We start from the raw sequence: 24158 nt of genomic DNA, 5'->3' as shown, positions 1-24158 counted from the left end.
GGGCGGGGGGATGCCGGACGGACATGCCATGATCGCCACCGCCCCGGCCTCCGGGCCCCTGTGGCAACAGGTCCTGGTGGCGCTGGCGGTATTCGCCGCGGCGCTCCATGTGCTGCACGACCGCGCCCCCGGGCTGCTGCGGCGCCTGCGCCTCGGGCTGGCCCGCCGCCTGCTGGCAGGGCGCGCTCCCTTCGTGCGGATGCTGGGCCGCTGGGTGGCCCCCCCGCCGCCCGCCGGCAGCGGCGGGACTGCCTGCGGTGCCTGCCAGAAGGCCGGCTGCGCCCCGCGCCCCGCGGATCACATGCGGAACACGCCGTAGCGCTGCTCGGTGGTGGTGGTGCGCTCGATCGGGGCATTGAGCGCGGCAGAGAGGGCAAGTCCCAGCACGCGCCGCGTATCGGCAGGATCGATGATGCCGTCGTCCCACAGTCGCGCCGTGGCGTAATACGGATTGCCCTGGGTCTCGTACTGCTCGCGGATCGGCGCCTTGAAGGCCTCCTCCTCCTCGGCGCTCCAGGTCTTGCCGGCGGCCTCGAGGCCGTCGCGCTTCACCGTGGCGAGCACGCTGGCGGCCTGCTCGCCGCCCATCACGCTGATGCGGGCGTTCGGCCACATCCACAGGAAGCGGGCGCCATAGGCGCGGCCGCACATGGCGTAATTGCCGGCGCCGAAGCTGCCGCCGATCACCACGGTGAACTTCGGCACGTGCGAGCAGGCCACGGCGGTGACCATCTTCGCCCCGTCCTTGGCGATGCCGGCATTCTCGTACTTCCGGCCCACCATGAAGCCGGTGATGTTCTGCAGGAACACCAGCGGGATGTTGCGCTGGTTGCAAAGCTCGATGAAGTGCGCCCCTTTCAGCGCGCTTTCGGCGAACAGGATGCCGTTGTTGGCGACGATGCCCACGGGGTAGCCGTGCAGGTGGGCGAAGCCGCAGACCAGGGTGGTGCCGTAGCGCGCCTTGAATTCCTGGAACTCGCTGCCGTCCACGAGGCGGGCGATCACCTCGCGGATGTCGAAGGGCCTGCGGGTGTCCTTCGGCACCACGCCGTAGAGCTGCTCGGCCGGGTAGAGGGGTTCGCGCACCGGCTGCACCGCCACCGAGGGCGATTTCCTGCGGTTCAGGTGGAACAGCACGTCGCGGGCGATGGAGAGCGCATGGCGGTCGTCTTCGGCGTAGTGGTCGGCCACGCCGGAGATGCGGGTATGCACATCGGCGCCGCCCAGCGCCTCGGCATCCACCACTTCGCCGGTGGCGGCCTTCACCAGCGGCGGGCCGCCGAGGAAGATCGTGCCCTGCTCCCTGACGATGATCGACTCGTCGCACATTGCTGGCACATAGGCTCCGCCGGCCGTGCAGCTGCCCATCACCACCGCCACCTGCGGGATGCCAAGCCCGCTCATCCGCGCCTGGTTGTAGAAGATGCGGCCGAAGTGTTCCTTGTCCGGGAACACCTCGTCCTGCAGCGGCAGGAAGGCGCCACCGGAATCGACGAGGTAGACGCAGGGCAGGCGGTTCTCCAGCGCCACCTCCTGCGCCCGCAGGTGCTTTTTCACCGTCATCGGGAAGTAGGTGCCGCCCTTCACCGTGGCGTCGTTGGCCACCACCATCACCTGCTGGCCATGCACGTTGCCGATGCCGCAGATGATCCCGGCCGCCGGCGCCGCGCCCTCGTACAGGCCCTCGGCGGCCAGCGGTGCGATCTCGAGGAAGGGCGAGCCAGGGTCGAGCAGGGCCTCGATGCGCTCGCGCGGCAGCAGCTTGCCGCGCTCGGTGTGTTTCGCCCGTGCCTTCTCGCCGCCGCCTCGGGCCGCACGGGCCAGGCGCTGTTCGAGCTCGGCGACCAGGCCGCGCAGATGGGCGTCGTTGGCGAGGAAGTCCCCGGAGCGGGGATCGATCTGGCTTCGCAGCAGGGGCATGGGGCAGGGACCGGCGCGAGGGAAAGCGCCGATGGTAGCTGCTCGCGCCCCGCAGGGTCGTGGGCAGGGAGGCCGCAAAAACGAAACCGCCGGGTTTCCCCGGCGGTTTCGGGTGCAGCGTGATCGCGTGGCGATCAGGCAGCCGGGGTCTCCTCCGGCTTCGGCTCCTCGGCCGGAGCGGCCTCGGCGGGGGCAGCCTCGCCTTCGACCGGCGCGGCTTCTTCGGCCGGAGCCATCTCGCCCTCGGCGGGGGCAGCGGCCTCTTCGGCCGGGGCAGCCGGAGCAGCCTCGGCCGGCGCAGCTTCGGCCGGGGCGGCAGCGGGGGCGGCCTCGGCGGCCGGGGCCTCTTCGGCCGGCTTGGAGCAGGCGGCCAGGGCCAGGGCAACGGCCAGGGCGAGCAGCGACTTGTTCAGCGACATGGGAGTGCGTCCTCGTCAACAACAGGGTTGGGGAATACGAAAAACGTGCGGCGACCGCCACACGTTCCCGCCAATGATGACAAGAACGCGAAGGCAGTCAAGCCCCGTTCACCCCTGCCGACCGCCGGGCGGGGAAGCTGGGGGTTTGCTGGCGGCCTCAGGCCAGTTCCACCGCCACCGCCGTGGCCTCGCCGCCGCCGATGCAGAGGGCCGCCACGCCGCGCTTGCCGCCGGTTTTCGCCAGCGCGTTCAGCAGGGTGACGATCAGCCGGGCGCCGGTAGCACCGATCGGATGGCCGAGCGCACAGGCGCCGCCGTGGATATTCAGCCTGGCGTGCGCGATGCCCAGTTCGCGCATCGGCGCCATGGCCACCACCGCGAAGGCCTCGTTCACCTCGAACAGGTCGACCGAGTCCACCGTCCAGCCGGCCTTGTCCAGCACCTTCTGGATGGCGCCCACCGGGGCGGTGGTGAACCACTCCGGCGCCTGCGAATGGGTGGCGTGGGCCACGATGCGGGCCAGCGGCTTCGCGCCGAGGGCCTTGGCCTTCCCGGTCGAGGCCAGCACCAGAGCGGCGGCGCCGTCGTTGATCGAGGAAGACGCGGCGGCGGTGATCGTGCCGTCCTTCTTGAAGGCGGGCTTCAGCGTAGGGATCTTCTCGATGTTGCAGCGGCCCGGCTGCTCGTCCTGGTCGATGGCAACCTCGCCCTTCTTGCCGGCGACGATGACGGGGACGATCTCGTCCTTGAAGATGCCCGCCGCCTGCGCGCTCTGGGCGCGGCGCACCGACTCGGCGGCGTAGGCGTCCTGCTCCTCGCGGGTGAAGCCGTACTTCGCAGCGCACAGCTCGCCAAAGCCGCCCATGGGTTGCCGGTCGTAGGGGTTGGTCAGGCCGTCCCAGGCCATGTGGTCGAGCATCTCGGCGCTGCCGTAGCGGATGCCGGTGCGCGAGCCGTTCAGCAGATGCGGGGCGTTGGTCATGCTCTCCATGCCGCCGGCCACCACGACCTCGGCCGAGCCGGCGGTGATGAGATCGGCACCCAGCATCACGGCCTTCATGCCCGAGCCGCAGACCTTGTTGATCGTGGTGGCGCCCGCGGCGGCAGGAATGCCGGCCGCGAGCATGGCCTGCCGCGCCGGGGCCTGGCCGAGGCCGGCCGGCAGCACGCAGCCCATGATCACTTCGGAGACGGCATCGGCCGCCACGCCGCTCTGCTCGAGCGCGCCCTTGATCGCCGCCGCGCCGAGCGTGGGCGCCGGAACGCCGGTGAACTGGCCGAGGAGGGCGCCGAGGGCGGTGCGCTTGGCGCCGAGGATGACGATGTCCGACATGGTGGGGAGTCCCGGGGAGGAAAGGCCCGATTATCCGCCCCGGGTGGTTTGGGCTGCAAACGTATGCAGCCCCTGCGCCGGGGCTTCGGGCAGGGCGATCAGGCCTTGCCGGCGAACAGCTCGCGGCCGATCAGCATGCGGCGGATCTCGTTGGTGCCGGCACCGATGGCATAGAGCTTGGCGTCGCGCAGGATGCGGCCGGTGGGGTATTCGTTGATGTAGCCGTTGCCGCCGAGGGCCTGGATGGCCTCCAGCGCCACCTGCACGGCGGCTTCCGAGGCATGCAGCAGGCAGGCGGCGGCGTCGACACGGCTCTTGTGACCGGCGTCGTAGTCGCGGCCCACCTGGTAGGCGAAGGCGCGGCTGCTCTGCAGCGCGGTGTACATGTCGGCGATCTTGGCCTGCATGATGCCGAAGCTGCCGACCGGAGCATCGAATTGCCTGCGTTCGCGCACGTAGGGCAGGGCGATGTCGAGGGCCGCCTGCATCAGGCCGAGCGGGCCGCCGGTGAGCACGAGGCGCTCGGTGTTGAGACCGCTCATCAGCACCTTCACGCCCTGGTTCACCTCGCCCAGCACGTTTTCGTCCGGGATCTCGCAGTCCTCGAACACCAGCTCGCAGGTATTGCTGCCGCGCATGCCGAGCTTGTCGAGCTTCTGCGCGGTGGAGAAGCCCTTCATGCCCTTCTCGACGAGGAAGGCGGTCATGCACTGGCTGCCTGCTTCCTTGCCTGCGGTGCGCATGTAGACGATCAGCACATCGGCCTCGGGGCCGTTGGTGATCCACATCTTGTTGCCGTTGGCCACCCAGCGGTCGCCTTTCTTCTCGGCGCGGCAGGCCATCGAGCCCACCACGTCGGAACCGGCGCCCGGCTCGCTCATGGCCAGCGCGCCCACCCACTCGCCGCTGCACAGCTTCGGCAGGTACTTCGCCCGCTGCGCTTCGTTGCCATTGGCGTAGAGGTTGCTCACGCACAGGTTGGAGTGCGCGCCGTAGCTCAAGCCCACCGAGCCCGAGGCGCGGCTGATCTCCTCCATCGCCACGAGATGGGCAAGGTAGCCCATGCCGCTGCCGCCGAATTCGGGCGGCACGGTGATGCCGAGCAGGCCCATTTCGCCCAGCTTGCGCCACAGGTCGGCCGGGAACAGGTTGTCGTGGTCGATCTGCGCGGCGCGCGGCGCGATCTCGCTTTCGGCGAAGCGGCGCACGGCGTCGCGGAGGGCGTCGATGTCGTCGGAGAGCGGGAAGGGGCGCATGGGGATCTCGTTCGGGGAGCCGGAAACGACGGACCCGGCGAAGATGCCGGGTCCGGGGTGAAGCGCGGGTGGGGTCAGCCCTTGCGGCCCATGAACTGCGGGCGGGCCGAGCCGAGGTGCGGCAGCTTGAGCTTGCCGATGGCGTTGATGCGCTCCTCGGCCATGCGGTCGGCGGCGCGGAAGGTGGGGATGCCCTCGCGCTTGCTGATCTCGAAGATGCGGCCGAGGTTGTAGTAGATCGTCCGCATCATGCGCATGGCGCGTTCACGGTTGTAGCCGTCGATCTCCAGCGAGACGTTCATCAGGCCGCCGGCATTCACCGCGTAGTCCGGGGCGTAGAGGATGCCGCGCTTCTCCACCTCGAGGCCGATCTCGTCGTTCGCCAGCTGGTTGTTGGCGGCGCCGCAGATGATCTTGCACTTCAGGCGCGGCAGGGTATTGGCGTTCACCGTGCCGCCCAGGGCGGTGGGCGAGTACACGTCGCAGTCCACGTCGTAGATCTCGTCGAGACCCACGGCCTCGCAGCCGAACTCGTCCACGGCACGCTGCACGGCGTCCTTGTTGATGTCGGTGACGAAGACCTTGGCGCCACGCTCGCGCAGCAGCTTCACGAACTCCATGCCGACATGGCCCACGCCCTGCACGGCATAGCTGTACTTGCCCACCTCCTCGTTGCCGAACTTCACGTTCAGCGCCGCCATCAGGCCCTGCACGGTGCCATAGGCGGTGAACGGCGAGGGGTCGCCCGAGCCGCCGTGCACCTGGTGCACGCCGGTGACGAACTCGGTCTCGCGGAACACGTATTCCATGTCGTTGACGTCGATGCCGACGTCCTCGGCGGTGATGTAGCGGCCGCCCAGCGAGTTCACGAAGCGGCCGAAGGCGCGGAACAGGGCCTCGCTCTTGTCCTTGTTCGGATCGCCGATGATGACCGCCTTGCCGCCGCCGAGGTTGAGGCCGGACACCGCCGCCTTGTAGGTCATGCCGCGCGAGAGGCGCAGCACGTCGTTCAGCGCATCCTGCTCGGTGGCGTAGGGCCACATGCGCGTACCGCCCAGGGCCGGGCCCAGCACGGTGTTGTGGATGGCGATGATGGCCTTCAGGCCGGCATCCGGGTTGTGGCAGAACACCACTTCCTCGTGGCCGGACTTGGCAAGGGTTTCGAAGATCATGCGGAGGCTCCGGAGGGGACCGGCAGGCCCGGAGGGCGCGGTCCGGGAAACAGGAAAACCGCCGGGTGGGCCGGCGGCGGCGCGCATTGTAAAGCAATTGCTCTAGTCCGGCCCTTGGGCCGGAGGTCATGGGCGCTAGAAGGCGCGCAGCGGACGCTGGCGTAGCCAGAAGGTGGCGATCCATTTCTCGCCACGGAGCACCGGGAGGCCGGCGTGCAGGCTGTCTTCGTCGATGCTTCCGTCCCCGGTCAGGTTGCGGAAGGCCAGTGCAGCACCGGGAACTGGAGTGATGCGCAGGCCACGACGCGGGAATGCCGTTTCTCCGCCTTCCGTCACGGCGTTGAGGTAAGCCACCACCGTGGCTACGCGTTGGCCGCCACGTCCCTGTTCTGGATCGGCGAGCAGGGATGGGGGAAGGGTGTCGCGGTGCAGGCGGTACTCCTGCCCCGGCCGGTAGCGCAGTACGACCAGGGGTTCGGCGTTTTCCGGTGGCGTGTCGGCCAGGGCACATAGCCGGGTACGCAGCAGCACCAGGGCGAGATCCTCGATCAAAGGATCCAGGGTGGCGTCATCACTGGTGCGGATGGGGAGGCGCAGCCCTGCGCCGGAGGCCGGATCGATGGCCTGGGAGGGAGTCAGTTGCCCGGCTGCGAGCAGGCGGATGGCAAGGCATTCATCCTCACTGAGCATGCCTTCCGCGAGCTGCCAGTGCCGGTTGCCAAGCCCCTCGGGGCGGCGGGTGAACGTGCCGGGATCGACTGCCGGCATTTCGGGGCTTGTGTCCGTGCCCCTTCGGGCAGTACGGGCATGCGCCAGTGCCCCGGCAAGCCCATCGCCGCGGCGGGCGGCCCGGAGGAGAGCGTATTGCGCGAAGGCCTGTGCGTCATTTCCTGGCAGGCGTCCGAATAGCAGTCCGAGCGATCGCCAGGCAAGCGGCAGGTCTGCGGCATGGGCAGCGCTGAGCAGATCGGCCCACCAGACCTCCTGCCGTGAGCGCGTGGCCGTAGCCAAGGCCCGCATGTAACGCGCTTCGCCGAGTCCGGTCTCGGCAGCCGTATCGAGATGTCCCAGGGCACGGACGGCGTCAGGCTGTGGTGCCAGGCCGTAAAGGTGCAGTCGCGCCCATTGCAGCAGGGCGTGTGCGGAGCCGGCGGCAGCGAGTTGCTCGAGCCGCTGTTCACCTTCGGCGATCCGGCCCTCGCTGATCTCGCCCATGGCGAGAAGGACTTCTGGTTCCGGAGGCTGGGCGGGATGCATCTTCCCAGTGTGCCCGGGGGCGTGGCGGGCGCCAATGCCTGTCTCCGCGCCGGCGGGCCCAAGCCCGTACAATCGAGCATTCACTCGAAACCGGACCGAGGGCGCCATGAGCACTCCCGCCAATTCCCTCCCCGAGGCCGCTGCCGAGGCCTCGCCGCTGCGCTTCGTCACCGCCGCCTCGCTGTTCGACGGCCACGATGCCGCCATCAACGTGATGCGCCGGCTGATCCAGGCCCAGGGCGCCGAGGTCATCCACCTCGGGCACAACCGTTCGGTGGAGGAGGTGGTGCGTGCCGCGCTGCAGGAGGATGCCGACGGCATCGCCCTGTCCAGCTACCAGGGCGGCCACATCGAGTACTTCAAGTACATGGTGGACATGCTGAAAGCGCGCGGCGCCGGCCATGTCCGCGTGTTTGGCGGTGGCGGCGGCACCATCACACCCGAAGAGATCGCCGAGTTGCAGGCCTACGGGGTGGAGCGCATCTACCACCCGAACGACGGCATGCAGATGGGGCTCCTCGGCATGATCGAGGATCTCATCGCCCGCACCCGCAGGGCCCGGCAGGAGACGCGCCGGCCCCCGGCCGTGGCGGCAGAGGACGAGAGTGCCGTGGGCCGCATGCTCTCGGCCATCGAGGATGGCGTGATCCCCGAGGCCGAGCTCGCCACCCTGCGCAAGGAGTGGCAGCTGGCTGGCGGCAAGACCCCGGTGGTGGGACTCACCGGCACCGGCGGCGCGGGCAAGAGCTCGGTCACCGACGAGATCATCAACCGCTTCCTCCAGCATTTCCCGGCCATGCGCATCGCCGTGGTCTCGGTGGACCCCACCCGCCGCCGCACCGGCGGCGCGCTGCTCGGCGACCGCATCCGCATGAACTCGCTGCGCAGTCCGCGCGTGTTCATGCGCTCGATGGCCACCCGCCGCCAGCACGTGGCGACGAATGCCGTCCTGAAGGACTGCATCGCCTTCCTGCGGGCCCTGAGCTACGATCTCGTGCTGGTGGAAACCGCCGGCATCGGCCAGTCCGACTCCGAGATCGTCGATCTCGTCGACTTCCCGGTCTATGTGATGACCAGCGACTACGGCGCGGCCAGCCAGCTCGAGAAGATCGACATGCTGGATTACGCCGAGCTCGTCATCCTCAACAAGTTCGACCGCCGCGGCGCCGAGGATGCCCTGCGCGACGTACGCAAGCAGTGGAAGCGCAACCGCGCCGCCTTCCAGATGCCGGATGATGAAGTGCCCGTCTACCCGACGATCGCCAGCCAGTTCAACGATCCCGGCGTGAGCTGGATGTTCGCCAACCTGTGCCGGCGCCTGAAGGCCAGGCTGGGCGATGCCATCGTGAGCGCCGCCTGCGATTTTGCCCCGGCCATCGATACCCGCCTCAAGGAACCCCGCGCCACCGTGCTGATCCCCGGGGCGCGCATCCGTTATCTGGCCGAGATCGCGGAACAGGGCCGCCGCATCAATGCCGACATCGAGCGCCAGCGCGAGGCGGCCGAGCGTGCCCAGGCCTGCTGGGCGGCGCTGCAGGAGCTGAGTGATCCGAAGCTGCCCAGGGCGCTGGAACTCTATCCCTCGGAGGCGCTCACTGAAACGAATGACCGCTCGCTTTCCATCCTGCGCCAGCGCTACAACGACGCATTGAACTCGCTCAGCACCGAAAGCCTTTCCCTGCTGCGCGCCTGGCCGGAGCGGCTGAAGGCGGTCACCGACGAGTTCAACGAATACAGGGTGCGCGACAAGGTGATCCGCGTCGAGAACTACCGCGAAAGCCTGAGCCACCAGAAAATCCCGAAGATTGCCGCGCCGAAATGGCGCAGCTGGGGCGAGCTGCTGGTGTTCCTCTCCAAGGAGAACCTGCCCGGCCACTACCCCTACACCGGCGGCGTCTATCCCTACCGTCGCAGCGGCGAAGACCCCATCCGCATGTTCGCGGGCGAGGGCACGCCGGAACGCACCAACCGCCGCTTCCATTACCTCAGCCTCGGCCAGCCGGCCGCGCGCCTCTCCACCGCCTTCGATTCCGTGACGCTGTACGGCGAAGACCCGGCCGAGCGCCCGGACATCCACGGCAAGATCGGCAACAGCGGGGTGTCCATCGCCACGCTGGACGACATGAAGAAGCTGTACTCCGGCTTCGACCTGTGCGCGCCCAGCACCTCGGTGAGCATGACCATCAATGGCCCGGCGCCGATCATTCTCGCGATGTTCATGAACACCGCCATCGACCAGCAGGTGGAGAAGTACCTGAAGGCCGATCCGCTGCGCTGGGCCGAGGCCGAGAAGACCATTGCCCGGCTCTACGCGGGGCGCGAGCGCCCGCGTTATGAAGGATTGCTGCCCGAGGGCAACGACGGCCTCGGCCTGGGCCTGCTCGGCGTGACCGGCGACCAGGTGCTGGATGCCGAGACCTACGCCCGCATCAAGGCCGAAACCCTGAGCATCGTGCGCGGCACGGTGCAGGCCGACATCCTGAAGGAAGACCAGGCGCAGAACACCTGCATCTTCAGCACCGAGTTCGCGCTCAGGATGATGGGCGACATCCAGCAGTACTTCGTCGAGCAGAAGGTGCGCAACTTCTACTCGGTGAGCATCTCCGGCTACCACATCGCCGAAGCCGGGGCGAATCCGATCTCGCAGCTCGCCTTCACGCTCAGCAATGGCTTCACCATCGTCGAGTACTACCTCGCGCGTGGGATGAAGATCGACGATTTCGCGCCCAACCTGTCGTTCTTCTTCAGCAACGGCATGGACCCGGAGTACACGGTGATCGGCCGCGTGGCGCGCCGCATCTGGGCCCGCGCCATGCGCGAGCGCTACGGCGCCAACGAGCGCAGCCAGATGCTGAAGTACCACATCCAGACTTCCGGCCGCTCCCTGCATGCGCAGGAGATCCAGTTCAACGACATCCGCACCACGCTGCAGGCCCTGTACGCGCTGTTCGACAACTGCAACAGCCTGCATACCAATGCCTTCGATGAGGCCATCACCACGCCGACGGAAGAAAGCGTGCGCCGCGCCGTGGCCATCCAGATGATCATCAACAAGGAACTGGGGCTCAACTTCAACGAGAATCCCTGGCAGGGCAGTTTCATCGTCGAGCAGCTCACCGATCTCGTGGAGGAGGCCGTATACAGGGAGTTCGAGGCATTGAGCGAGCGCGGCGGCGTGCTCGGCGCCATGGACACCATGTACCAGCGCGGCAAGATCCAGGAAGAATCGCTCTACTACGAGCAGAAGAAGCACGACGGCAGCCTGCCCCTGGTGGGGGTGAACACCTTCCTCGGCAAGGACCACGGCGGCGAGATCACCACCACCATCGAGCTGATCCGCTCCACCCCGGAGGAGAAGGCCCAGCAGATCGCCAACGTGCGCGCCTACCAGGCGGCCCGCAATCCGCTTGCCAGCGAGGGCTTGAAGCCCCTGCAGCAGACCGCGCGGCGGCGCGAGAACCTGTTTGCCGCCCTGATGGAGGCGGTGAAGACCCACAGCCTCGGACAGATCAGCCACGCGCTGTACGAGGTGGGAGGGGAGTACCGGAGGAATATGTGATTCCCGCTTCCTCCTGGTCGGTGCCACGGCATTCTTGGCGGCCGGTTTCGATCAGGTCGCCGAGCGTGTGCCGGGTTCCGCCATCCGCATCAGGCGGAAAACCCCGGCATTGAAGCGTTCGAGGAGGACCTTCGGGGCTCTGGCGTAGATCAGTGAGCCGCTCCAGCTCAGGCCGGGTGCGGAGGAGATCTCGCCGTCTTCTTCCACCCGGTCGAACAATTCATCCATCGGAATCGCGGCGAGCTCGTCGTACAGGCTGGTCCATTCCTCGGGCCAGTCGGCAGGGGGCTTGCGTCCGCTCAGGCGCAGGGCCTCGATCGCCTCGCGGAGTGCTTCCTCCAGGCCTCCTCCTCTCCGTAAAGTGTGCCGCCGGTGATGCCCTCGTCGGCGTCGGTCGCTCATGTTCGGTCTCGCAATGGATCCTTGAATCCGGGATTCGATCGGTGGTCGGTCGCGTCTCTGCCGCCTCATGGCGATGAAGCGATGAGGCTGTGGCGGTTCGTGTCTGGCCGTCCGGTGCAACGCGGCCATTCGCGGTCATCGGGGGGCGGGCCGTCCAGGTCAACAGGGATGTCCGGGGACTCGGGGAAAGGCTCGCCCTTCCAGTCGAGGCGCACGGGGCCGGCCGGGGTGTGCAGGTCGTGCCGGTAGCCGCCGGCATGGAAGGTATAGGTGCAGCGTCCCAGGTCGGCGATCGGCACATCGATCTCGAGGCGATCATTCGCCTCGAGGATGGACTGGAGTGTCCACGGCAGGCTCAGGTAGAGCCGCCCCGGGTCTCCGATCGGGCGGGCGTGCAGGGCTTGCCATGGGCCGTCTTCGGTGCGGACATACAGGAAGCAACCTCGCGCCGGGCAGTCGCCAGTGTAGGTGGCTCCCGCCAGATCGACGACGATGCGCAGCTGCCCATCGGCGTGGAGATCCGAGAAGAGGGCGACGACCGGCCCGAGGCTTTCGGCCCCGCTCCAGCCTTCCTGGCTGAGCAATACCGCGGTGCGGAACGCCGGGCGGTCGGCGCCGTGGTCGACCTCGAAATAGGCCCAGAGATGGGGGCCGCCGTCCGGGTCCTCATCGCCTCCGCCGTCGGCCTGGCAGGCGGCCAGCAGCAGGGCGAAGGCCATCAGAAGCAGCAGGTGGGCGCGTGTCATGGCGGCGATCCTTCGGTGCGGTGGCCCGGGCTTCGTCAGCGTGGCCCGGGACCGTCTCACCGTCTGAGACGCACCTCCAGGATCGGCCTGCTGCTCTCGCTGTCCGGCGGCATCGGGTTATGGCCCCGCCCCGCTCGATGCCGGCCTCGGCATTGCCATTCGCACGGGCGCTGGCACGGGCCGAGCTTTCCTGCCGGGACGGGGACGAGTGGAGGGGGGAGGTGCTGGCCGAGACGGTGCTGCCGGAAGGGGAACTGCCGCTGGCGTTGAGCCGCGGGGATGGCACTTCCCGCAGCGTCCTGCCCTGCCTGGCTGGCGGAAGGCAGCAGCATGGCCGCCGCCCGCTCACAGCCAGAGATCGAGCGCGAACACCGCCACCATGGCAAGGGCCATGCCGAGCTTGAACACCGCCCCCACGGCAAGGCCGATCCAGGTGGCGGCGCCCACCCGGGCCGCCGAGCCGAGGCTCTGCCGGTCGTAGGCCCTTCGGTGCAGCATCTCGCCGAGCACGGCGCCGGCGAAGGGGCCGAGGATCAGGCCGAGCGGGAAGAAGGGCAGCCCGGCCAGGGTGCCGATGGCCGCGCCCCAGACGGCCTTGGATGAGGCGCCGAGCTTCTTCGCGCCGAGTGCCGAGGCGAGGAAATCCACTGCCAGGGCGACGAGGGCCATCAGGCCGAGCAGGGCCAGGGTCCAGCCGCCCACCTGCTGGAAGTCGCCAATCCAGGCGGCGAGCAGCATGCCGGCGAACATCAGCGGGATGCCGGGCAGCACCGGCAGCACGGTGCCGAGCAGGCCGGCCAGCACCATCAGGCCGGCGAGTGCGTAGAGCAGCAGCTGGGGATCCATTCCGGGGGCTTTCAGAGCGTGGAGGGACTGCGGGCCCAGAGGGCGTTGAGGCTGCCCAGCCCGGCCTTGTACTGCGAGGCGGAGACGATCTCGACGATGGCGGTTTCCGGGTTGCGGCTGTCGCGGATCTGCGGGTAGGCGAGCGGCATGCCGTCCTTGCCGATCACGCAGCGCAGCTGCGGGTGGGCGCCATCGGTGGTGCGGCGGATCGCCACCGCGATCTCGCCGTTCGCCAGCCGCACCATGGTGCCCGGGGGATAGACCCCGAGTTCCTTGATGAACAGGAGGGCGAGCCGCTCGTCGATGCGCTGGCCGCGCTCGAGGAAGATGTCGCGCAGGGCGATGCGCGAGGGCTGGGCGTCACGGTAGGCGCGTGGCCGGATCATCGCGCTGTAGATGTCGACGATGCCGAGGATGCGCGCCTCGACCGATACCGCCTCGCCGCGCAGGCCGCGCGGGTAGCCGGTGCCATCCATGCGCTCGTGGTGGTCGCGCACCGCCTCCAGCCACACCGGGTCGTCCACCCCGGCGCGCCGCAGGAGCTCCACGCCGCTCAGGCTGTGCTCCTGGATCAGCTTCCACTGGGCTTCCGAGAGGGGCGTGGTCTGGGCCGCGAGCTGCTCGCTCATCGGCGAGAGCGCCACGTCGAAGGTCAGCGCCGCGCACATCAGGCTCAGGCGGTGATCGGCGGGCAGGCCGCTCGGCAGGGCCAGCACCTGGGTGAGCACGGCGGCATGCATCAGGCGCCGCGAGAGGCGGTGGTCGGTGGCCTCCAGCTGCAGCAGGCCCATGGCCTGGTCGGGATCCTGCTCGTAGGCATCGCGCAGCTGCGCGGCCAGGGCAGAGACGCGGGCCGTGGTGTCGCGGGCGGTGCCGGCGAGCAGGTCGCGGTGGATCAGGGTGAGCTCGTCCTGGGCATCGCGCAGGCGCACGGTCGGGCGTTCCTTCACCGGACGCGGCGGCAGGTCCTCGGGGCGCGGCTCGGTACGCAGGCTGCCCGGGGCGTCCTCCACCATGCCGCGCTCCTGCAGCCGGGCCAGCATCAGTTCGCTGTCGATCACATGGCCCTTCACCAGCAGCGGCATGCCGCTGCGGTCGAACACGGTGAAGGGCAGGGCATCGCCCACCTGGATCGGTACGTCCGGGATTGGCCTCAGCCGCATCGCATGCTCTCCCAAGTCCATCCCACAGCCTAGCCGCTGCTCCGCCGCTGCGGTACGGGGCGGTCTGTCAAGCCTCGTCCACGCCGGCGTGAAGGCCGTCGCAGCTTGCCAGCCATGTGTCCTGCCGCCGATGCTCCGGCCATGCCTGGCCCCACGCCCCCGCTTCTCGTCGAACTGGCCGCCCCGCCGCGGGCGGCCCTGCTCTGGCTGCCTGCATTGGGCGTGCCAGCGCGCAAATACCGGCCTCTGGCCGAGGCCCTGGCGGCCCATGGAGTCCTGTGCGCCGTGCATGAATGGCGCGGCACCGGCGATTGCCCGCAGCGCCCCGGACGGGGTCGGGACTGGGGCTACCGGGAGTGGCTGGAGGAGGACATTCCGGCCAGCGTCGCCGCGCTGGCCGCCCGGGCACCGGGGCTGCCGCGCCTCCTCGGCGGCCACAGCATCGGTGGGCAGATGGCGCTGCTTGCCGCGGCCCTCGGCAGCCCGGCGGCAGGGCTGGTGGTGGCAGCGAGCGGCGTGCCGGACTGGCGCTGTTTCCCGCGCTGGAGCGAGCGGCTCGCGGTGGCCGGCTTCGCGCTCGCCCTGCCCCTGCTCACCCGGCTGTTCGGCCATTACCCCGGCGACCGCCTCGGTTTCGCCGGCCGCGAGGCAGGCCAGCTGATGCGCGACTGGGCGCGGACGGTGCGCACTGGCCGCTATGCCGGCCTGCGCGGCCTGCCGGAGGACCTCGAGGCGCGGCTTGCCCGGCTCGATGCCCCGCTGCTCGGCCTCGGGTTCTGCGACGACTGGCTGGTGCCCGAGGCCTCGTGGGCGGCACTGGTCGGGAAGACCCGGGCCCGGACGGTGACACTCCAGTGGTTCGATGCCGAAAGCCTCGGCGTGGCGCCCGACCACTTCGCCTGGCTGCGGGCGCCCGCCGCGCCTGCGGCAGCCATCGCCGACTGGTGGCAGCGCCAGCCGGCGGCGGGGGCGGCGCCGGTTCAGCCCTTGAACTGCTGATGGCAGGCCTTGCAGGTGGCGCTGATGGCATTCAGCCGTGCGCCGGCCTCGCCGCAGTCGCGCGGGGCCTCGGCCAGGGCCCGGCCCACCGCGGCGCGGTAGTCGCCGGCGAAGCGGCTGAACTGGGCATCGTCGGCGGTCGGCAGGAAGGCGGGCTCGAGGTCGTTGCCGAGGGCCTGCAGGGTGGCGAGATGGCCACCGAGGTCCTCGGCGGTGCAGGCCCCGGCCTTGATGCCACGGTCGAGATGGCCCATCTGCGCGGCCATCACCGCCATCACGCCGTTCGGATAGGCCGTGCCCCTGCGCAGGCTGTTCATCGCCACCACGGTGAGCAGGGCGCCCAGGCCCAGGCCCACCGCCAGCATCACGAGCGCGCGCATGCTCAGCGCACCGGCACGAGGCGGCGGCCGTCCCAGCGCACGTAGGCGCCAGTGCCCACGCCCGCCGGCAGGCTGGTGACGTTGATGGTCAGGCGCCGGCCGTCGTCCATGCGGATGGTGACGTCGAAGGTCTCGGCATTCATCCGGTTCTCGATGGCATTGCCGGCCACGGCGCCGGCGGCGGCGCCGACCACGGTGGCGGTGTTGCGACGGCCGCGGCTCTCGTCCTCGGCCACCTGGTTGCCGACGATGCCGCCGATCACGCCGCCCAGCACCGCGCCGGTGCGGGTGTTCTCACGGCCGTTGAGCACGCGCACGATGCTCTCCACCGTGCCGCAGTCATGGCAGCGCACGGGGTAGTTCTGCGGCGCCGGCTCGTAGGTGGCGTAGCGGCGGGTGGTGGGCTGGGTGCTGCAGGCGGAGACGAATACCGCCACCAGGGCGGCGCCGAGGGCGAGCTTGGTGGATGGATGGAACGTCGTCATGACCTCTCCTCCGTGGGGCTTGCGGCGAACCTAAACGTTCCTTCCTGAACACGCACCATCGATAGAATCCGCGCGATGAATCCTTCCGCAACCCCGGTCGATCCCCGCTTCGCCGGCATCGACCGCCTCTATGGCGCCGGCGCCGCCGCCCGCCTCGCCCGCTGTCACGTCGCCGTGGTGGGCCTGGGCGGCGTGGGCTCCTGGGCGGTGGAGGCCCTGGCCCGCAGCGGGGTGGGGCAGCTCACCCTGGTGGACGCCGACGATCTTTGCATCTCCAACACCAATCGCCAGCTCCACGCCCTGGAGGGCGAGTACGGACGCAACAAGGCCGAGGTGCTGGCCGAGCGCCTCAGGCGCATCAATCCGGCGATCGGGCTGCGGGTGGTGCCGGAGTTCCTCACCCCGTCCAACCTCGAGGCTCTGCTCGATCCGGGCTTCGACCTGGTGCTGGACGCCTTCGACAGCTTCCGTGCCAAGGTGGAGACCATCGCCTTCTGCCGCCGCCGCAAGCAGCCGATCGTGGTGGTGGGCTCGGCCGGCGGGCGCACCGACCCTACCCTGGTGCGGGTGCGCGACCTCTCGCGCACCGAGCACGACGCCCTGCTGGCCCTGGTGCGCAAGAAGCTGCGCGCCGAGTTCCGTTTCCCGCGCAACCCCGACCGCTACTTCGGCGTGCCGGCGGTCTACTCGCTGGAGAACGTGCGCTACCCGCAGCCGGACGGTTCGGTCTGCGGCCTGCGCCCGGCGCTCGAGGGCGAGGCGGCGCTCAAGCTCGACTGCGGCCTTGGCCTAGGCGCTGCCACCCATGTCACCGGCAGCTTCGCCTTCGCCGCCGCCGGCAAGGCCATCGAGCTGCTGCTGAAGCGCCGCGACTGATGTCGCTTTGGGGGCGGCTTGCCCTCAGGCCCCGAACAGGGCCTCGGCATTGCGGCGGGTGGCCTCGGCCAGCCGCGCCTCGTCCTCGCCGCGCAGCCGGGCCACGGTGCGCAGCACGTCCACGAGGAAGGCCGGCTCGTTGCGCTGGCCGCGGCGCGAGGCATCGGGCTGGTCCGGGCTGTCGGTCTCGAGCAGCAGGTGCTCGAGGGGCATGGTCGCCACGGTGCGGCGCAGGCGCTGCGCGCGCTCGAAGCTCACCGGCCCGCCGATGCCGAGGTGGAAGCCGAGGCGGAAGAGCTGCGCGGCCTGTTCCTCGCTGCCCGACCAGCTGTGCACCACCCCGCGCAGCCCGCCGATGCGCCGGAGCATGGCGATCACCTCGTCCACCGCGCGGCGGGCGTGCAGCACCACCGGCAGGCCGAAGTCGCGGGCGATCTCGAGCTGGCGCCGGAAGTAGTGACGCTGCAGGTCCGGGTCGAGGCCGGGCACGAAGAAGTCCAGCCCGCATTCGCCCACCGCGGCGGGGCGCTCGCGCTCGATCCAGACCGGCAGGGCCTCGAGGTGCTCCGGGCGGTGCGCCTCGAGGTACATCGGGTGCAGGCCGTAGGCGGCCTTCAGCCCCGGGCGCAGGCCGCAGGTGGCCTTCAGCCCCGGCCAGGCGGCGAAGGCCACCGCCGGCACCAGCTGCTGCGCCACCCCCGCCGCCTCGGCCCGCGCCAGCACCGCTTCGCGGTCGGCGTCGAACTCGGGGGCATCGAGGTGGCTGTGGCTGTCGTAGAGACGCATTCAGCCCTCGCGGCGTACCTGGTCGGGCGGCAGGTCGATCACCGGCCTGCCGGAGGGCGTCCGCCCCGGTGTGCCGGTGCCGCGCGCGCCGTCGATCGCCTCCTCCGGCGCCTTGCGCTTCTTCCACTGCGAGAGCAGCAGGGTGGCGAGGCCGAGCAGCACCTCGTCCAGGAAGGGCAGCGGATCGGGGAAGAGCAGGCTTGCCACGAACAGCGCCGCGGTGAGGAAGAACAGGGTGCGAAAGCGCAGTCCGCCAGCGAACTGCAGGAGCGGGGCGATCAGGATCGGGCGCGGGCGCATGGCGGCTTCCTTGGAAGGCGGGCCCGCCCACCTTACACGGGGCGGCTGAACGGGGCGGTTGACGGTTTTTGTCAATGTTCAGAATCGGCGTAGCATGGTTTTCCCACACCGCGCCCCGTGCGCCAACCGAAGGGGGAATCCCGCCATGAACAACAAGACGCTCATCATTGCCGGTGTCGTGCTCGCCGCCGGTGCCGCCGTTGGCGGCTACCGCGTGTTCGGCCCGACCTATGCCGACGTCGTCTCGGCCGACCCGATCGTGGTCAAGGAGCCGATCCTCGCCGACGTGCTGGCCGCCACCCCGGTGCGTGAAACCGTGGCCGGCAGCCGCGAGGTCTGCGAGGACCGTGAGGTCGAGCGCCGCGCCCCCGAGCGCTTCGGCGACAAGGACGGCATGGTGGTGGGGGCCGTGGTCGGCGGCCTGGTCGGCAACCAGGTCGGCAAGGGCCGGGGCCGGGACCTCGCCACCGTGGCCGGCGCCGTGGCCGGCGGCTATGCCGGCCGCGAGATCGACCGCCGCCACGAGGGCGGCCGCCGCTACACCGAGACGGTGCGCGACTGTCGTATGGTGGAGGACAACCGCGAGCGCGTGGTCGGCTATGACGTGCAGTACGCCATCGGCGGCGAGGTGAAGACCATGCGCATGGACAAGAAGCCGGGCAGCACCGTGCAGCTGGGCGAGCGCGAGGTCGTCGTCGGCTATGACGTGCGCTGGACCTACCAGGGCCAGAGCGGCACCGTGCGCATGAGCGAGAAGCCGGGCAGCCGGCTGCCGATCAAGGACGGCGTGATCGTGCAGGCCCAGGCCCCGGCGCCGGCCGGCCCCACGGGCTGAACTCCGCTACAATCGGGCGCCCCGCGAAGAGGCCGGTTTCCCCGGCCTCTTCCCTTTCACGGAAGCCGAGCCCCCGCCATGCCCCTGAATCCCACCGATCTCTTCGACATCCGCTCCCTGCTCAGCGAGGAAGAGCGCGCCGTCCAGGACACCGTCGCCCGATTCACCGACGAGAAGGTGCTGCCGATCATCGGCGAATGCTTCGACCAGGGGCGCTTCCCGAAGGAACTGATCCCGGAGATCGCCTCGCTCGGCCTGCTCGGCTCCTCGCTGCCGGAGCAGTACGGCTGCGCCGGCCTCAATGCCGTGAGCTACGGGCTCATCTGCCAGGAGCTGGAGCGCGGCGATTCGGGTATCCGCAGCTTCGTCTCGGTGCAAAGCTCGCTGTGCATGTATCCCATCTATGCCTATGGCAGCGAGGAGCAGCGCCAGCGCTACCTGCCGGGCATGGCCCGTGGCGAGATCATCGGCTGCTTTGGCCTGACCGAGCCGCATGGCGGCTCGGACCCGGCGAACATGAAGACCACCGCCAGGAAGGACGGCGGCGACTGGGTGATCAACGGCGCCAAGATGTGGATCACCAACGGCAACCTGGCGCACATCGCCATCGTCTGGGCGCAGACCGAGGACGGCATCCAGGGCTTCATCGTGCCGACCGACACCAAGGGCTTCACCGCCCAGGAGATCCACCGCAAGATGAGCCTGCGCGCCTCGGTGACGAGTGCGCTGTTCTTCGATGGCGTGCGCATCCCGGACAGCCAGCGCCTGCCGAACGTGAAAGGCCTGAAAGGGCCGCTCGGCTGCCTCACCCAGGCGCGCTACGGCATCACCTGGGGGCCGATCGGCTCGGCCCAGGCCTGCCTCACCGAGGCGCTCAACTACACCCGCGAGCGGGTGCTGTTCGGGCGCCCGGTGGCGGCCAACCAGAGCGCCCAGATCCGGCTTGCCGACATGGCCCGCCGCATCACCCTGGCGCAGCTGCTCTCGCTGCAGCTCGGCCGCCTGAAGGATGCCGGCACCCTGCAGCCCACGCAGGTCTCGCTCGCCAAGTGGAACAACGTGCGCATGGCGCTCGACATCGCCCGCGAGGCCCGCGACCTGCTGGGCGGCTCGGGCATCACCACCGAGTACTGCCCGATCCGCCACGCCCTGAATCTCGAATCGGTCATCACCTACGAGGGCACCGAGACGGTGCACCAGCTGGTGGTGGGCCGCGAGCTCACCGGCATCAACGCCTTCTGAGGCCGGCCCCAGCCCCGTTCCCGGCGGCGCCCTCGGGCGCCGCTTCCGTATCCGCTTCCCGCGCCCGCATGTCCGCCCAGTACGCCCCCCCGATCCCGCATCTGCTTCCGGCCCGCATGAAGGGCCTCAACCGCGCCGAGGTCTGCGACCGCAATTTCAGCGAGTTCGTCGAGGCCTGGGACGGGCCGGTGCATGCCGCGCCGGCCGCCGATGCCCCGGTACTGCCCGGCGCCACGCTCACGGCTGCCGACTTCCTGCACCTGTTCGAATCGCAGCTCATCAGCCGCCACCTCGACCTGATGGCGCGGGTGCTCAGGGTGCAGAACAAGGTCTTCTACACCATCGGTTCCTCCGGCCACGAAGGCAATGCGATGGTGGCGCGGCTCACCCGCCATACCGATCCGGCCTTCCTGCACTACCGCTCCGGCGGCTTCATGGCCGAACGCTTCCGCAAGCTGCCGGGCATGGACCCGATCATGGATTCGGCGCTCTCCTTCGCCGCCAGCAAGGACGATCCGGCCTCGGGAGGGCGGCACAAGGTCTGGGGCAGCAAGCCGCTGTGGGTGCTGCCGCAGACCTCGACGATCGCCAGCCACTTGCCGAAGGCGCTCGGCACCGCCATCGCCATCGGGCAGGCGCGGCGCATCGGCCATGCCCTGCCGATCCCCGAGGATTCGATCGCGATCTGCTCCTTCGGTGATGCCTCGGCCAACCACGCCACGGCGCAGACGGCCTTCAATGCCGCGGCCTGGACGGCGCACCAGAGCCTGCCGGCGCCGGTGCTGTTCGTCTGCGAGGACAATGGCATCGGCATCTCGGTGAAGACGCCCGCGGGCTGGATCGCCGAGCGCTTCCGCGCCATGCACGGCCTCGACTACTTCTTCGCCGACGGCCTCGATCTCGCCGCCGGCTACGGGCAGGTGGCCGCCGCCGTCGAGCACTGCCGGCGCACGCGGCGCCCGACCTTCCTGCATCTCAAGACCACCCGGATCATGGGCCACGCCGGCACCGACTTCGAGATCGAATGGCGGCCCATCGAGGAACTGGTGCGGGTGGAGGCCAGCGACCCCTTGCTGCGCTCGGCGGAGATCGCGCTGATGTCTGGCCTGATGTCGAAGACCGGGGTGCTGGAGCTCTACGAATCGATCCGCACCAGGTGCTTCGCCGCCGCCGAGGAAGCCGATCGCCGGCCGAAGCTCGCCACGCTGGACGAGGTGATGGCGCCGCTGGCGCCCTGCCATGCCGATATCGTCCACCGCGAGGCCACCCGCAACGACTATGCCGAGGCCCGCCTGAAGGCCTTCGGCGGCGAGGCGAAGCTGCCCGAGAAGCAGCCGCCGCGCCATCTCGCCATCCAGATCAACCAGGCCCTGCACGACCTGTTCGCCAAGTACCCGGAAGCCCTGCTGTTCGGCGAGGACGTGGCGCAGAAGGGCGGCGTCTACACGGTGACGAAGGGCCTGCACAAGGCCTTCGGCCCGGCGCGGGTGTTCAACACCCTGCTCGACGAGACCATGATCCTCGGTCTTGCCCAGGGCTATGCCAACCTCGGCATGCTGCCGCTGCCGGAGATCCAGTACCTCGCCTACTTCCACAACGCCTGCGACCAGATCCGCGGCGAGGCCTGCTCGCTGCAGTTCTTCTCCAACGGCCAGTACCGCAATCCGATGGTGGTGCGCATCGCCGGCCTGGGCTACCAGCGCGGTTTCGGCGGCCATTTCCACAACGACAACTCCGTTACGGCGCTCCGCGACATTCCGGGCCTGGTGCTCGGCTGCCCCAGCCGCGGCGACGACGCGGTGATGATGCTGCGCACGATGATGGCGCTCGCCCGTGTGGACGGCCGGGTCTGCGCCTTCCTCGAGCCGATCGCCACCTACATGACCAAGGACCTGTACGAGCCCGGCGACGGCCTCTGGCTCACCGAGTACCCGGCGCCCGACCGCGCCATCCCGCTGGGCGAGGGCAAGGTCTACGGCGAGGGCGACGACCTCGTCGTCTTCACCTTCGGCAACGGCGTGCCGATGAGCCTCAAGGCGGCGCGCCGGATCGAGGCCGAAACCGGCTGGAAGGTCCGCGTGGTCGACCTGCGCTGGCTGCTGCCGCTCAACGAGGCCTTCCTCCGCGAACAGGCCGCGGCGGCGAAGCGCATCCTCGTCGTCGACGAGGGCCGGCGCAGCGCCGGGGTGGGGGAGGGCATCCTCACCGCCCTGGTCGAGGGCGGTTTCGGCGCCACCCCGCTGGCGCGGGTCTGCGGGGCCGATACCTACACCCCGCTGGCCGGGGCCGCCTTCCTGGTGCTGCCCGCCGAGGAGGACATCATGGCGGCCGCCCGCGGCCTGGCCTGAGGTAGACTTCCCGGGCGCAAGGAGCCGCCATGCCCACCTCCCAGCCCCTGACCCTGATGTTCGCCGATGTCAGCGGCAGCACCCGCCTGTTCGAGCAGCGCGGCGACGTGGAGGCCCGCACCCTGATCGCCGGCCTGCTGGAGGCCCTGACGGCGATCTGCCGGCGCCACCAGGGGCGGGTGGTGAAGACCATCGGCGACGAGATCATGTGCGTCTATCCCGGTGGCCGCGAGGGCGTGGACGCCGCCGTGGCCATGCAGCGCCATGTGGCCGCCGACCCGACCTGCATCGCCAACCATCTCGCCATCCGCATCGGCCTGCACCATGGCGAATGCCTGCTCGAGGACGATGGCGACGTCTACGGCGATGCCGTCAACACGGCCGCCCGCATGGCGAAGCTGGCGGGCCGCGAGCAGATCGTCACCACCGCCTCGACCGTGGCCGGGATCCGGCACCAGCCCTTCCGCTCCCTGGGCACCACGCAGGTGGCCGGGAAGCTGCAGGCGCTGGAGATCGTGGACATCATCTGGCAGGAAAACCCGGCCGGCATGACCATGGTGCAAAGCGCCCTCAGCCTCGGCAATGCCCCGGGCCTGGACCAGCGCCTGCTGCTCGAGTACCGCGGCCGGGCCATCGAGCTTTCCCCCGCCTCGCCGCCGCTCACCCTGGGCCGCGAGGCCGGCAATGGCCTGGTGGTGGACCTCGACTGCGTGAGCCGCAGCCATGCCGTGATCGAGTTCCAGCGCGGCCACTGGGTGCTCACCGACCGCTCGACCAACGGCAGCTATTTCCGCATCGAGGGCGACGAGGAGCAGCGCCTGCACCGCGACGAGACCAAGCTGCGCCGCTCCGGGGTGATCAGCCTGGGCCGTGGCATCGCCGCGAGCGGCGATGCGCTGATCTATTTCCGCTGCCCCTGAGCCCGTCTCAGGGCGTGGCCGCGGCCGGGCTGGCCGGCGCGGCGGCCGGGGCCGGCGGGGCGTAGCCGAAGGTATTCACGAGGAGGCGCTCCATGCCGTCGTAGGGGGCAGCCTCGGCGGGCACGAAACGCTCGGTGCGCAGTTCGGTGAGCACCGCGTAAGCCTCGGGGTCTTCGTGCAGCCTGGCCAGCGCCTCGGCCACCGCCTGGCGCACCTCCTGCGGCAGCTCTGGCGAGGCCGAGAACACCCGCCCCGGCACCTCGCGGCTGCGCCAGACCTCGGTGAGTGCGGGGTTTTCGCCGGCCATGTAGAGCGGCAGCACGGTGCCTTCGGCATCGCCGGAGAACACGAGGTCGGGGCCGTCCGACCACTTGCTGCTGATGGCGCGCAGTTCCGGCTGGGCCAGCGGGTTGCGGAAGGCATCGAACACCAGCACGTAGCCGAGGCTGGGGGCGCCCAGGCTGGCCACGGTGCGGCCGACGATGCCATTGCGGCCTTCGCGGGCGATCTCCGGGTCGGCCACGGCGATGACGAAGCCCGAGTTCTCCGCCGTGCGCACGAGCGGCAGGGCGCCGTTCTGCTTGTGCCGGTAGTCGAAGAAGTGGCCCTCCTCGAACACGAAGTCATACTTGGCGCCGGCGCGCAGTTCGCGCCAGTGCTGGTTGAAGTTGGCCGCGCTGCGCACGCTGAAGCGGTGGCCGGTGCTGCGGTTGAGGTATTGCAGCAGGGGGCCGTAGACCTCGCGGATCTGCGCCGGCGGGAAGTTCGGCTCGACGGTGAGGGTGTAGTCGGCGGCCCCGGCCTGGCCGGCTGGACCAAGGGCCAGGACGAGCAGCAGGGCCCCCAGGGGGGAACGGAACGGGTTCGACATCGCAGCTCCTCGACAGGGACGGTCCTCGAAGGCGGCGGCCGGA

Annotated in this window: 23 protein-coding genes; 8 read left to right on the top strand and 15 right to left on the bottom strand. The window is 69.9% G+C overall.

Annotated elements, in window-relative coordinates; all coding sequences use genetic code 11:
- The first annotated feature begins 28 nt into the window (after positions 1-28).
- Positions 29-319, top strand: coding sequence for a DUF6587 family protein (locus G408_RS0105180; RefSeq protein ID WP_084628079.1), 291 nt, complete (start codon positions 29-31; stop codon positions 317-319).
- Here the strand turns inward: G408_RS0105180 and G408_RS0105175 are convergent.
- The 6 genes from G408_RS0105175 to G408_RS15045 all read right to left on the bottom strand — a co-directional run bounded on the left by G408_RS0105175 (position 298) and on the right by G408_RS15045 (position 7315).
- On the bottom strand, positions 298-1920 hold the full coding sequence (locus G408_RS0105175; protein ID WP_028770229.1) for a carboxyl transferase domain-containing protein: 1623 nt from the start codon (positions 1918-1920) through the stop codon (positions 298-300). The two genes, G408_RS0105180 and G408_RS0105175, sit on opposite strands and share 22 nt — an antisense overlap.
- Positions 1921-2054: 134 nt before the next feature.
- Complete coding sequence (locus tag G408_RS0105170) at positions 2055-2339, bottom strand: hypothetical protein (RefSeq protein WP_037412300.1); 285 nt, start codon at positions 2337-2339, stop codon at positions 2055-2057.
- 157 nt (positions 2340-2496) lie between these two features.
- Complete coding sequence (locus tag G408_RS0105165; RefSeq protein WP_028770227.1) at positions 2497-3672, bottom strand: thiolase family protein; 1176 nt, start codon at positions 3670-3672, stop codon at positions 2497-2499.
- A 98-nt stretch (positions 3673-3770) separates the two neighbouring features.
- Positions 3771-4928, bottom strand: coding sequence for an isovaleryl-CoA dehydrogenase (locus tag G408_RS0105160; RefSeq protein ID WP_028770226.1), 1158 nt, complete (start codon positions 4926-4928; stop codon positions 3771-3773).
- Between the two features lie 74 nt (positions 4929-5002).
- Positions 5003-6100: a Glu/Leu/Phe/Val dehydrogenase dimerization domain-containing protein gene (locus G408_RS0105155; RefSeq protein ID WP_028770225.1), complete on the bottom strand. Its 1098-nt coding sequence runs from the start codon at positions 6098-6100 to the stop codon at positions 5003-5005.
- Positions 6101-6235: 135 nt separating this feature from the next.
- On the bottom strand, positions 6236-7315 hold the full coding sequence (locus G408_RS15045; RefSeq protein ID WP_169719206.1) for a 2OG-Fe(II) oxygenase: 1080 nt from the start codon (positions 7313-7315) through the stop codon (positions 6236-6238).
- Positions 7316-7463: 148 nt separating this feature from the next.
- On the opposite strand from G408_RS15045, the gene G408_RS0105145 reads away from it, so the two are divergent.
- A complete protein-coding gene (locus G408_RS0105145) occupies positions 7464-10916 on the top strand; it encodes a methylmalonyl-CoA mutase family protein (RefSeq protein ID WP_028770224.1) in 3453 nt (1150 codons plus the stop codon).
- Positions 10917-10967: 51 nt separating this feature from the next.
- On the opposite strand, the gene G408_RS15255 is transcribed toward G408_RS0105145, so the two are convergent.
- The 4 genes from G408_RS15255 to G408_RS14735 all read right to left on the bottom strand — a co-directional run bounded on the left by G408_RS15255 (position 10968) and on the right by G408_RS14735 (position 14073).
- Positions 10968-11318: a hypothetical protein gene (locus G408_RS15255; RefSeq protein ID WP_156890058.1), complete on the bottom strand. Its 351-nt coding sequence runs from the start codon at positions 11316-11318 to the stop codon at positions 10968-10970.
- Between the two features lie 65 nt (positions 11319-11383).
- Positions 11384-12064: a hypothetical protein gene (locus G408_RS0105135; RefSeq protein WP_028770223.1), complete on the bottom strand. Its 681-nt coding sequence runs from the start codon at positions 12062-12064 to the stop codon at positions 11384-11386.
- Positions 12065-12409: 345 nt separating this feature from the next.
- Positions 12410-12910, bottom strand: a complete 501-nt coding sequence (locus G408_RS0105130; RefSeq protein ID WP_028770222.1) for a DUF456 domain-containing protein — start codon at positions 12908-12910, stop codon at positions 12410-12412.
- An 11-nt stretch (positions 12911-12921) separates the two neighbouring features.
- Positions 12922-14073, bottom strand: coding sequence for an HD-GYP domain-containing protein (locus G408_RS14735; protein WP_028770221.1), 1152 nt, complete (start codon positions 14071-14073; stop codon positions 12922-12924).
- 141 nt (positions 14074-14214) lie between these two features.
- On the opposite strand from G408_RS14735, the gene G408_RS13265 reads away from it, so the two are divergent.
- Positions 14215-15072: an alpha/beta hydrolase family protein gene (locus G408_RS13265; RefSeq protein WP_051282637.1), complete on the top strand. Its 858-nt coding sequence runs from the start codon at positions 14215-14217 to the stop codon at positions 15070-15072.
- Here the strand turns inward: G408_RS13265 and G408_RS13260 are convergent.
- Positions 15054-15452 carry a cytochrome c gene (locus G408_RS13260; RefSeq protein ID WP_037412293.1) on the bottom strand — a complete coding sequence of 133 codons (399 nt, stop codon included), beginning with the start codon at positions 15450-15452 and terminating at the stop codon, positions 15054-15056. The genes G408_RS13265 and G408_RS13260 overlap by 19 nt on opposite strands.
- A 2-nt stretch (positions 15453-15454) precedes the next feature.
- Positions 15455-15937: a YMGG-like glycine zipper-containing protein gene (locus tag G408_RS13255; protein ID WP_051282636.1), complete on the bottom strand. Its 483-nt coding sequence runs from the start codon at positions 15935-15937 to the stop codon at positions 15455-15457.
- Positions 15938-16012: 75 nt separating this feature from the next.
- On the opposite strand from G408_RS13255, the gene G408_RS0105105 reads away from it, so the two are divergent.
- Positions 16013-16813, top strand: a complete 801-nt coding sequence (locus tag G408_RS0105105) for a tRNA threonylcarbamoyladenosine dehydratase (protein WP_028770220.1) — start codon at positions 16013-16015, stop codon at positions 16811-16813.
- 24 nt (positions 16814-16837) lie between these two features.
- On the opposite strand, the gene G408_RS0105100 is transcribed toward G408_RS0105105, so the two are convergent.
- Positions 16838-17599: a TatD family hydrolase gene (locus G408_RS0105100; protein WP_028770219.1), complete on the bottom strand. Its 762-nt coding sequence runs from the start codon at positions 17597-17599 to the stop codon at positions 16838-16840.
- On the bottom strand, positions 17600-17899 hold the full coding sequence (locus G408_RS13250) for a DUF6116 family protein (protein ID WP_245584260.1): 300 nt from the start codon (positions 17897-17899) through the stop codon (positions 17600-17602). It lies immediately after the preceding gene.
- A 145-nt stretch (positions 17900-18044) separates the two neighbouring features.
- Between G408_RS13250 and G408_RS0105090 the strand changes: the two genes are divergently transcribed.
- The 4 genes from G408_RS0105090 (at position 18045) to G408_RS0105075 (ending at position 23244) form a co-directional block, all read left to right on the top strand.
- Positions 18045-18734, top strand: a complete 690-nt coding sequence (locus tag G408_RS0105090) for a glycine zipper 2TM domain-containing protein (protein ID WP_028770218.1) — start codon at positions 18045-18047, stop codon at positions 18732-18734.
- A 78-nt stretch (positions 18735-18812) separates the two neighbouring features.
- Complete coding sequence (locus tag G408_RS0105085) at positions 18813-19976, top strand: acyl-CoA dehydrogenase family protein (protein WP_028770217.1); 1164 nt, start codon at positions 18813-18815, stop codon at positions 19974-19976.
- Positions 19977-20092: 116 nt separating this feature from the next.
- Positions 20093-22324 (top strand): thiamine pyrophosphate-dependent enzyme, encoded by a 2232-nt coding sequence (locus tag G408_RS0105080; RefSeq protein WP_245584259.1) that lies wholly within the window; start codon positions 20093-20095, stop codon positions 22322-22324.
- A 29-nt stretch (positions 22325-22353) separates the two neighbouring features.
- On the top strand, positions 22354-23244 hold the full coding sequence (locus G408_RS0105075; protein WP_028770215.1) for an adenylate/guanylate cyclase domain-containing protein: 891 nt from the start codon (positions 22354-22356) through the stop codon (positions 23242-23244).
- 7 nt (positions 23245-23251) lie between these two features.
- On the opposite strand, the gene G408_RS0105070 is transcribed toward G408_RS0105075, so the two are convergent.
- Complete coding sequence (locus tag G408_RS0105070) at positions 23252-24115, bottom strand: phosphate/phosphite/phosphonate ABC transporter substrate-binding protein (protein ID WP_028770214.1); 864 nt, start codon at positions 24113-24115, stop codon at positions 23252-23254.
- Between the last annotated feature and the right edge of the window lie 43 nt (positions 24116-24158).

The organism is Silanimonas lenta DSM 16282, from assembly GCF_000429065.1.
In the GTDB taxonomy this organism is placed as follows: domain Bacteria; phylum Pseudomonadota; class Gammaproteobacteria; order Xanthomonadales; family Xanthomonadaceae; genus Silanimonas; species Silanimonas lenta.
This window is presented reverse-complemented; position numbering and strand designations above follow the sequence as displayed.

Excerpts from the sequence above, each read along its gene's own strand:
- G408_RS0105180 (WP_084628079.1), top strand. The coding sequence starts at position 29 with ATGATCGCCACCGCCCCGGCCTCCGGGCCCCTGTGGCAACAGGTCCTG.
- G408_RS0105175 (WP_028770229.1), bottom strand. The coding sequence starts at position 1,920 with ATGCCCCTGCTGCGAAGCCAGATCGATCCCCGCTCCGGGGACTTCCTC.
- G408_RS0105170 (WP_037412300.1), bottom strand. The coding sequence starts at position 2,339 with ATGTCGCTGAACAAGTCGCTGCTCGCCCTGGCCGTTGCCCTGGCCCTG.
- G408_RS0105165 (WP_028770227.1), bottom strand. The coding sequence starts at position 3,672 with ATGTCGGACATCGTCATCCTCGGCGCCAAGCGCACCGCCCTCGGCGCC.
- G408_RS0105160 (WP_028770226.1), bottom strand. The coding sequence starts at position 4,928 with ATGCGCCCCTTCCCGCTCTCCGACGACATCGACGCCCTCCGCGACGCC.
- G408_RS0105155 (WP_028770225.1), bottom strand. The coding sequence starts at position 6,100 with ATGATCTTCGAAACCCTTGCCAAGTCCGGCCACGAGGAAGTGGTGTTC.
- G408_RS15045 (WP_169719206.1), bottom strand. The coding sequence starts at position 7,315 with ATGGGCGAGATCAGCGAGGGCCGGATCGCCGAAGGTGAACAGCGGCTC.
- G408_RS0105145 (WP_028770224.1), top strand. The coding sequence starts at position 7,464 with ATGAGCACTCCCGCCAATTCCCTCCCCGAGGCCGCTGCCGAGGCCTCG.
- G408_RS15255 (WP_156890058.1), bottom strand. The coding sequence starts at position 11,318 with ATGAGCGACCGACGCCGACGAGGGCATCACCGGCGGCACACTTTACGG.
- G408_RS0105135 (WP_028770223.1), bottom strand. The coding sequence starts at position 12,064 with ATGACACGCGCCCACCTGCTGCTTCTGATGGCCTTCGCCCTGCTGCTG.
- G408_RS0105130 (WP_028770222.1), bottom strand. The coding sequence starts at position 12,910 with ATGGATCCCCAGCTGCTGCTCTACGCACTCGCCGGCCTGATGGTGCTG.
- G408_RS14735 (WP_028770221.1), bottom strand. The coding sequence starts at position 14,073 with ATGCGGCTGAGGCCAATCCCGGACGTACCGATCCAGGTGGGCGATGCC.
- G408_RS13265 (WP_051282637.1), top strand. The coding sequence starts at position 14,215 with ATGCCTGGCCCCACGCCCCCGCTTCTCGTCGAACTGGCCGCCCCGCCG.
- G408_RS13260 (WP_037412293.1), bottom strand. The coding sequence starts at position 15,452 with ATGCGCGCGCTCGTGATGCTGGCGGTGGGCCTGGGCCTGGGCGCCCTG.
- G408_RS13255 (WP_051282636.1), bottom strand. The coding sequence starts at position 15,937 with ATGACGACGTTCCATCCATCCACCAAGCTCGCCCTCGGCGCCGCCCTG.
- G408_RS0105105 (WP_028770220.1), top strand. The coding sequence starts at position 16,013 with ATGAATCCTTCCGCAACCCCGGTCGATCCCCGCTTCGCCGGCATCGAC.
- G408_RS0105100 (WP_028770219.1), bottom strand. The coding sequence starts at position 17,599 with ATGCGTCTCTACGACAGCCACAGCCACCTCGATGCCCCCGAGTTCGAC.
- G408_RS13250 (WP_245584260.1), bottom strand. The coding sequence starts at position 17,899 with ATGCGCCCGCGCCCGATCCTGATCGCCCCGCTCCTGCAGTTCGCTGGC.
- G408_RS0105090 (WP_028770218.1), top strand. The coding sequence starts at position 18,045 with ATGAACAACAAGACGCTCATCATTGCCGGTGTCGTGCTCGCCGCCGGT.
- G408_RS0105085 (WP_028770217.1), top strand. The coding sequence starts at position 18,813 with ATGCCCCTGAATCCCACCGATCTCTTCGACATCCGCTCCCTGCTCAGC.
- G408_RS0105080 (WP_245584259.1), top strand. The coding sequence starts at position 20,093 with ATGAAGGGCCTCAACCGCGCCGAGGTCTGCGACCGCAATTTCAGCGAG.
- G408_RS0105075 (WP_028770215.1), top strand. The coding sequence starts at position 22,354 with ATGCCCACCTCCCAGCCCCTGACCCTGATGTTCGCCGATGTCAGCGGC.
- G408_RS0105070 (WP_028770214.1), bottom strand. The coding sequence starts at position 24,115 with ATGTCGAACCCGTTCCGTTCCCCCCTGGGGGCCCTGCTGCTCGTCCTG.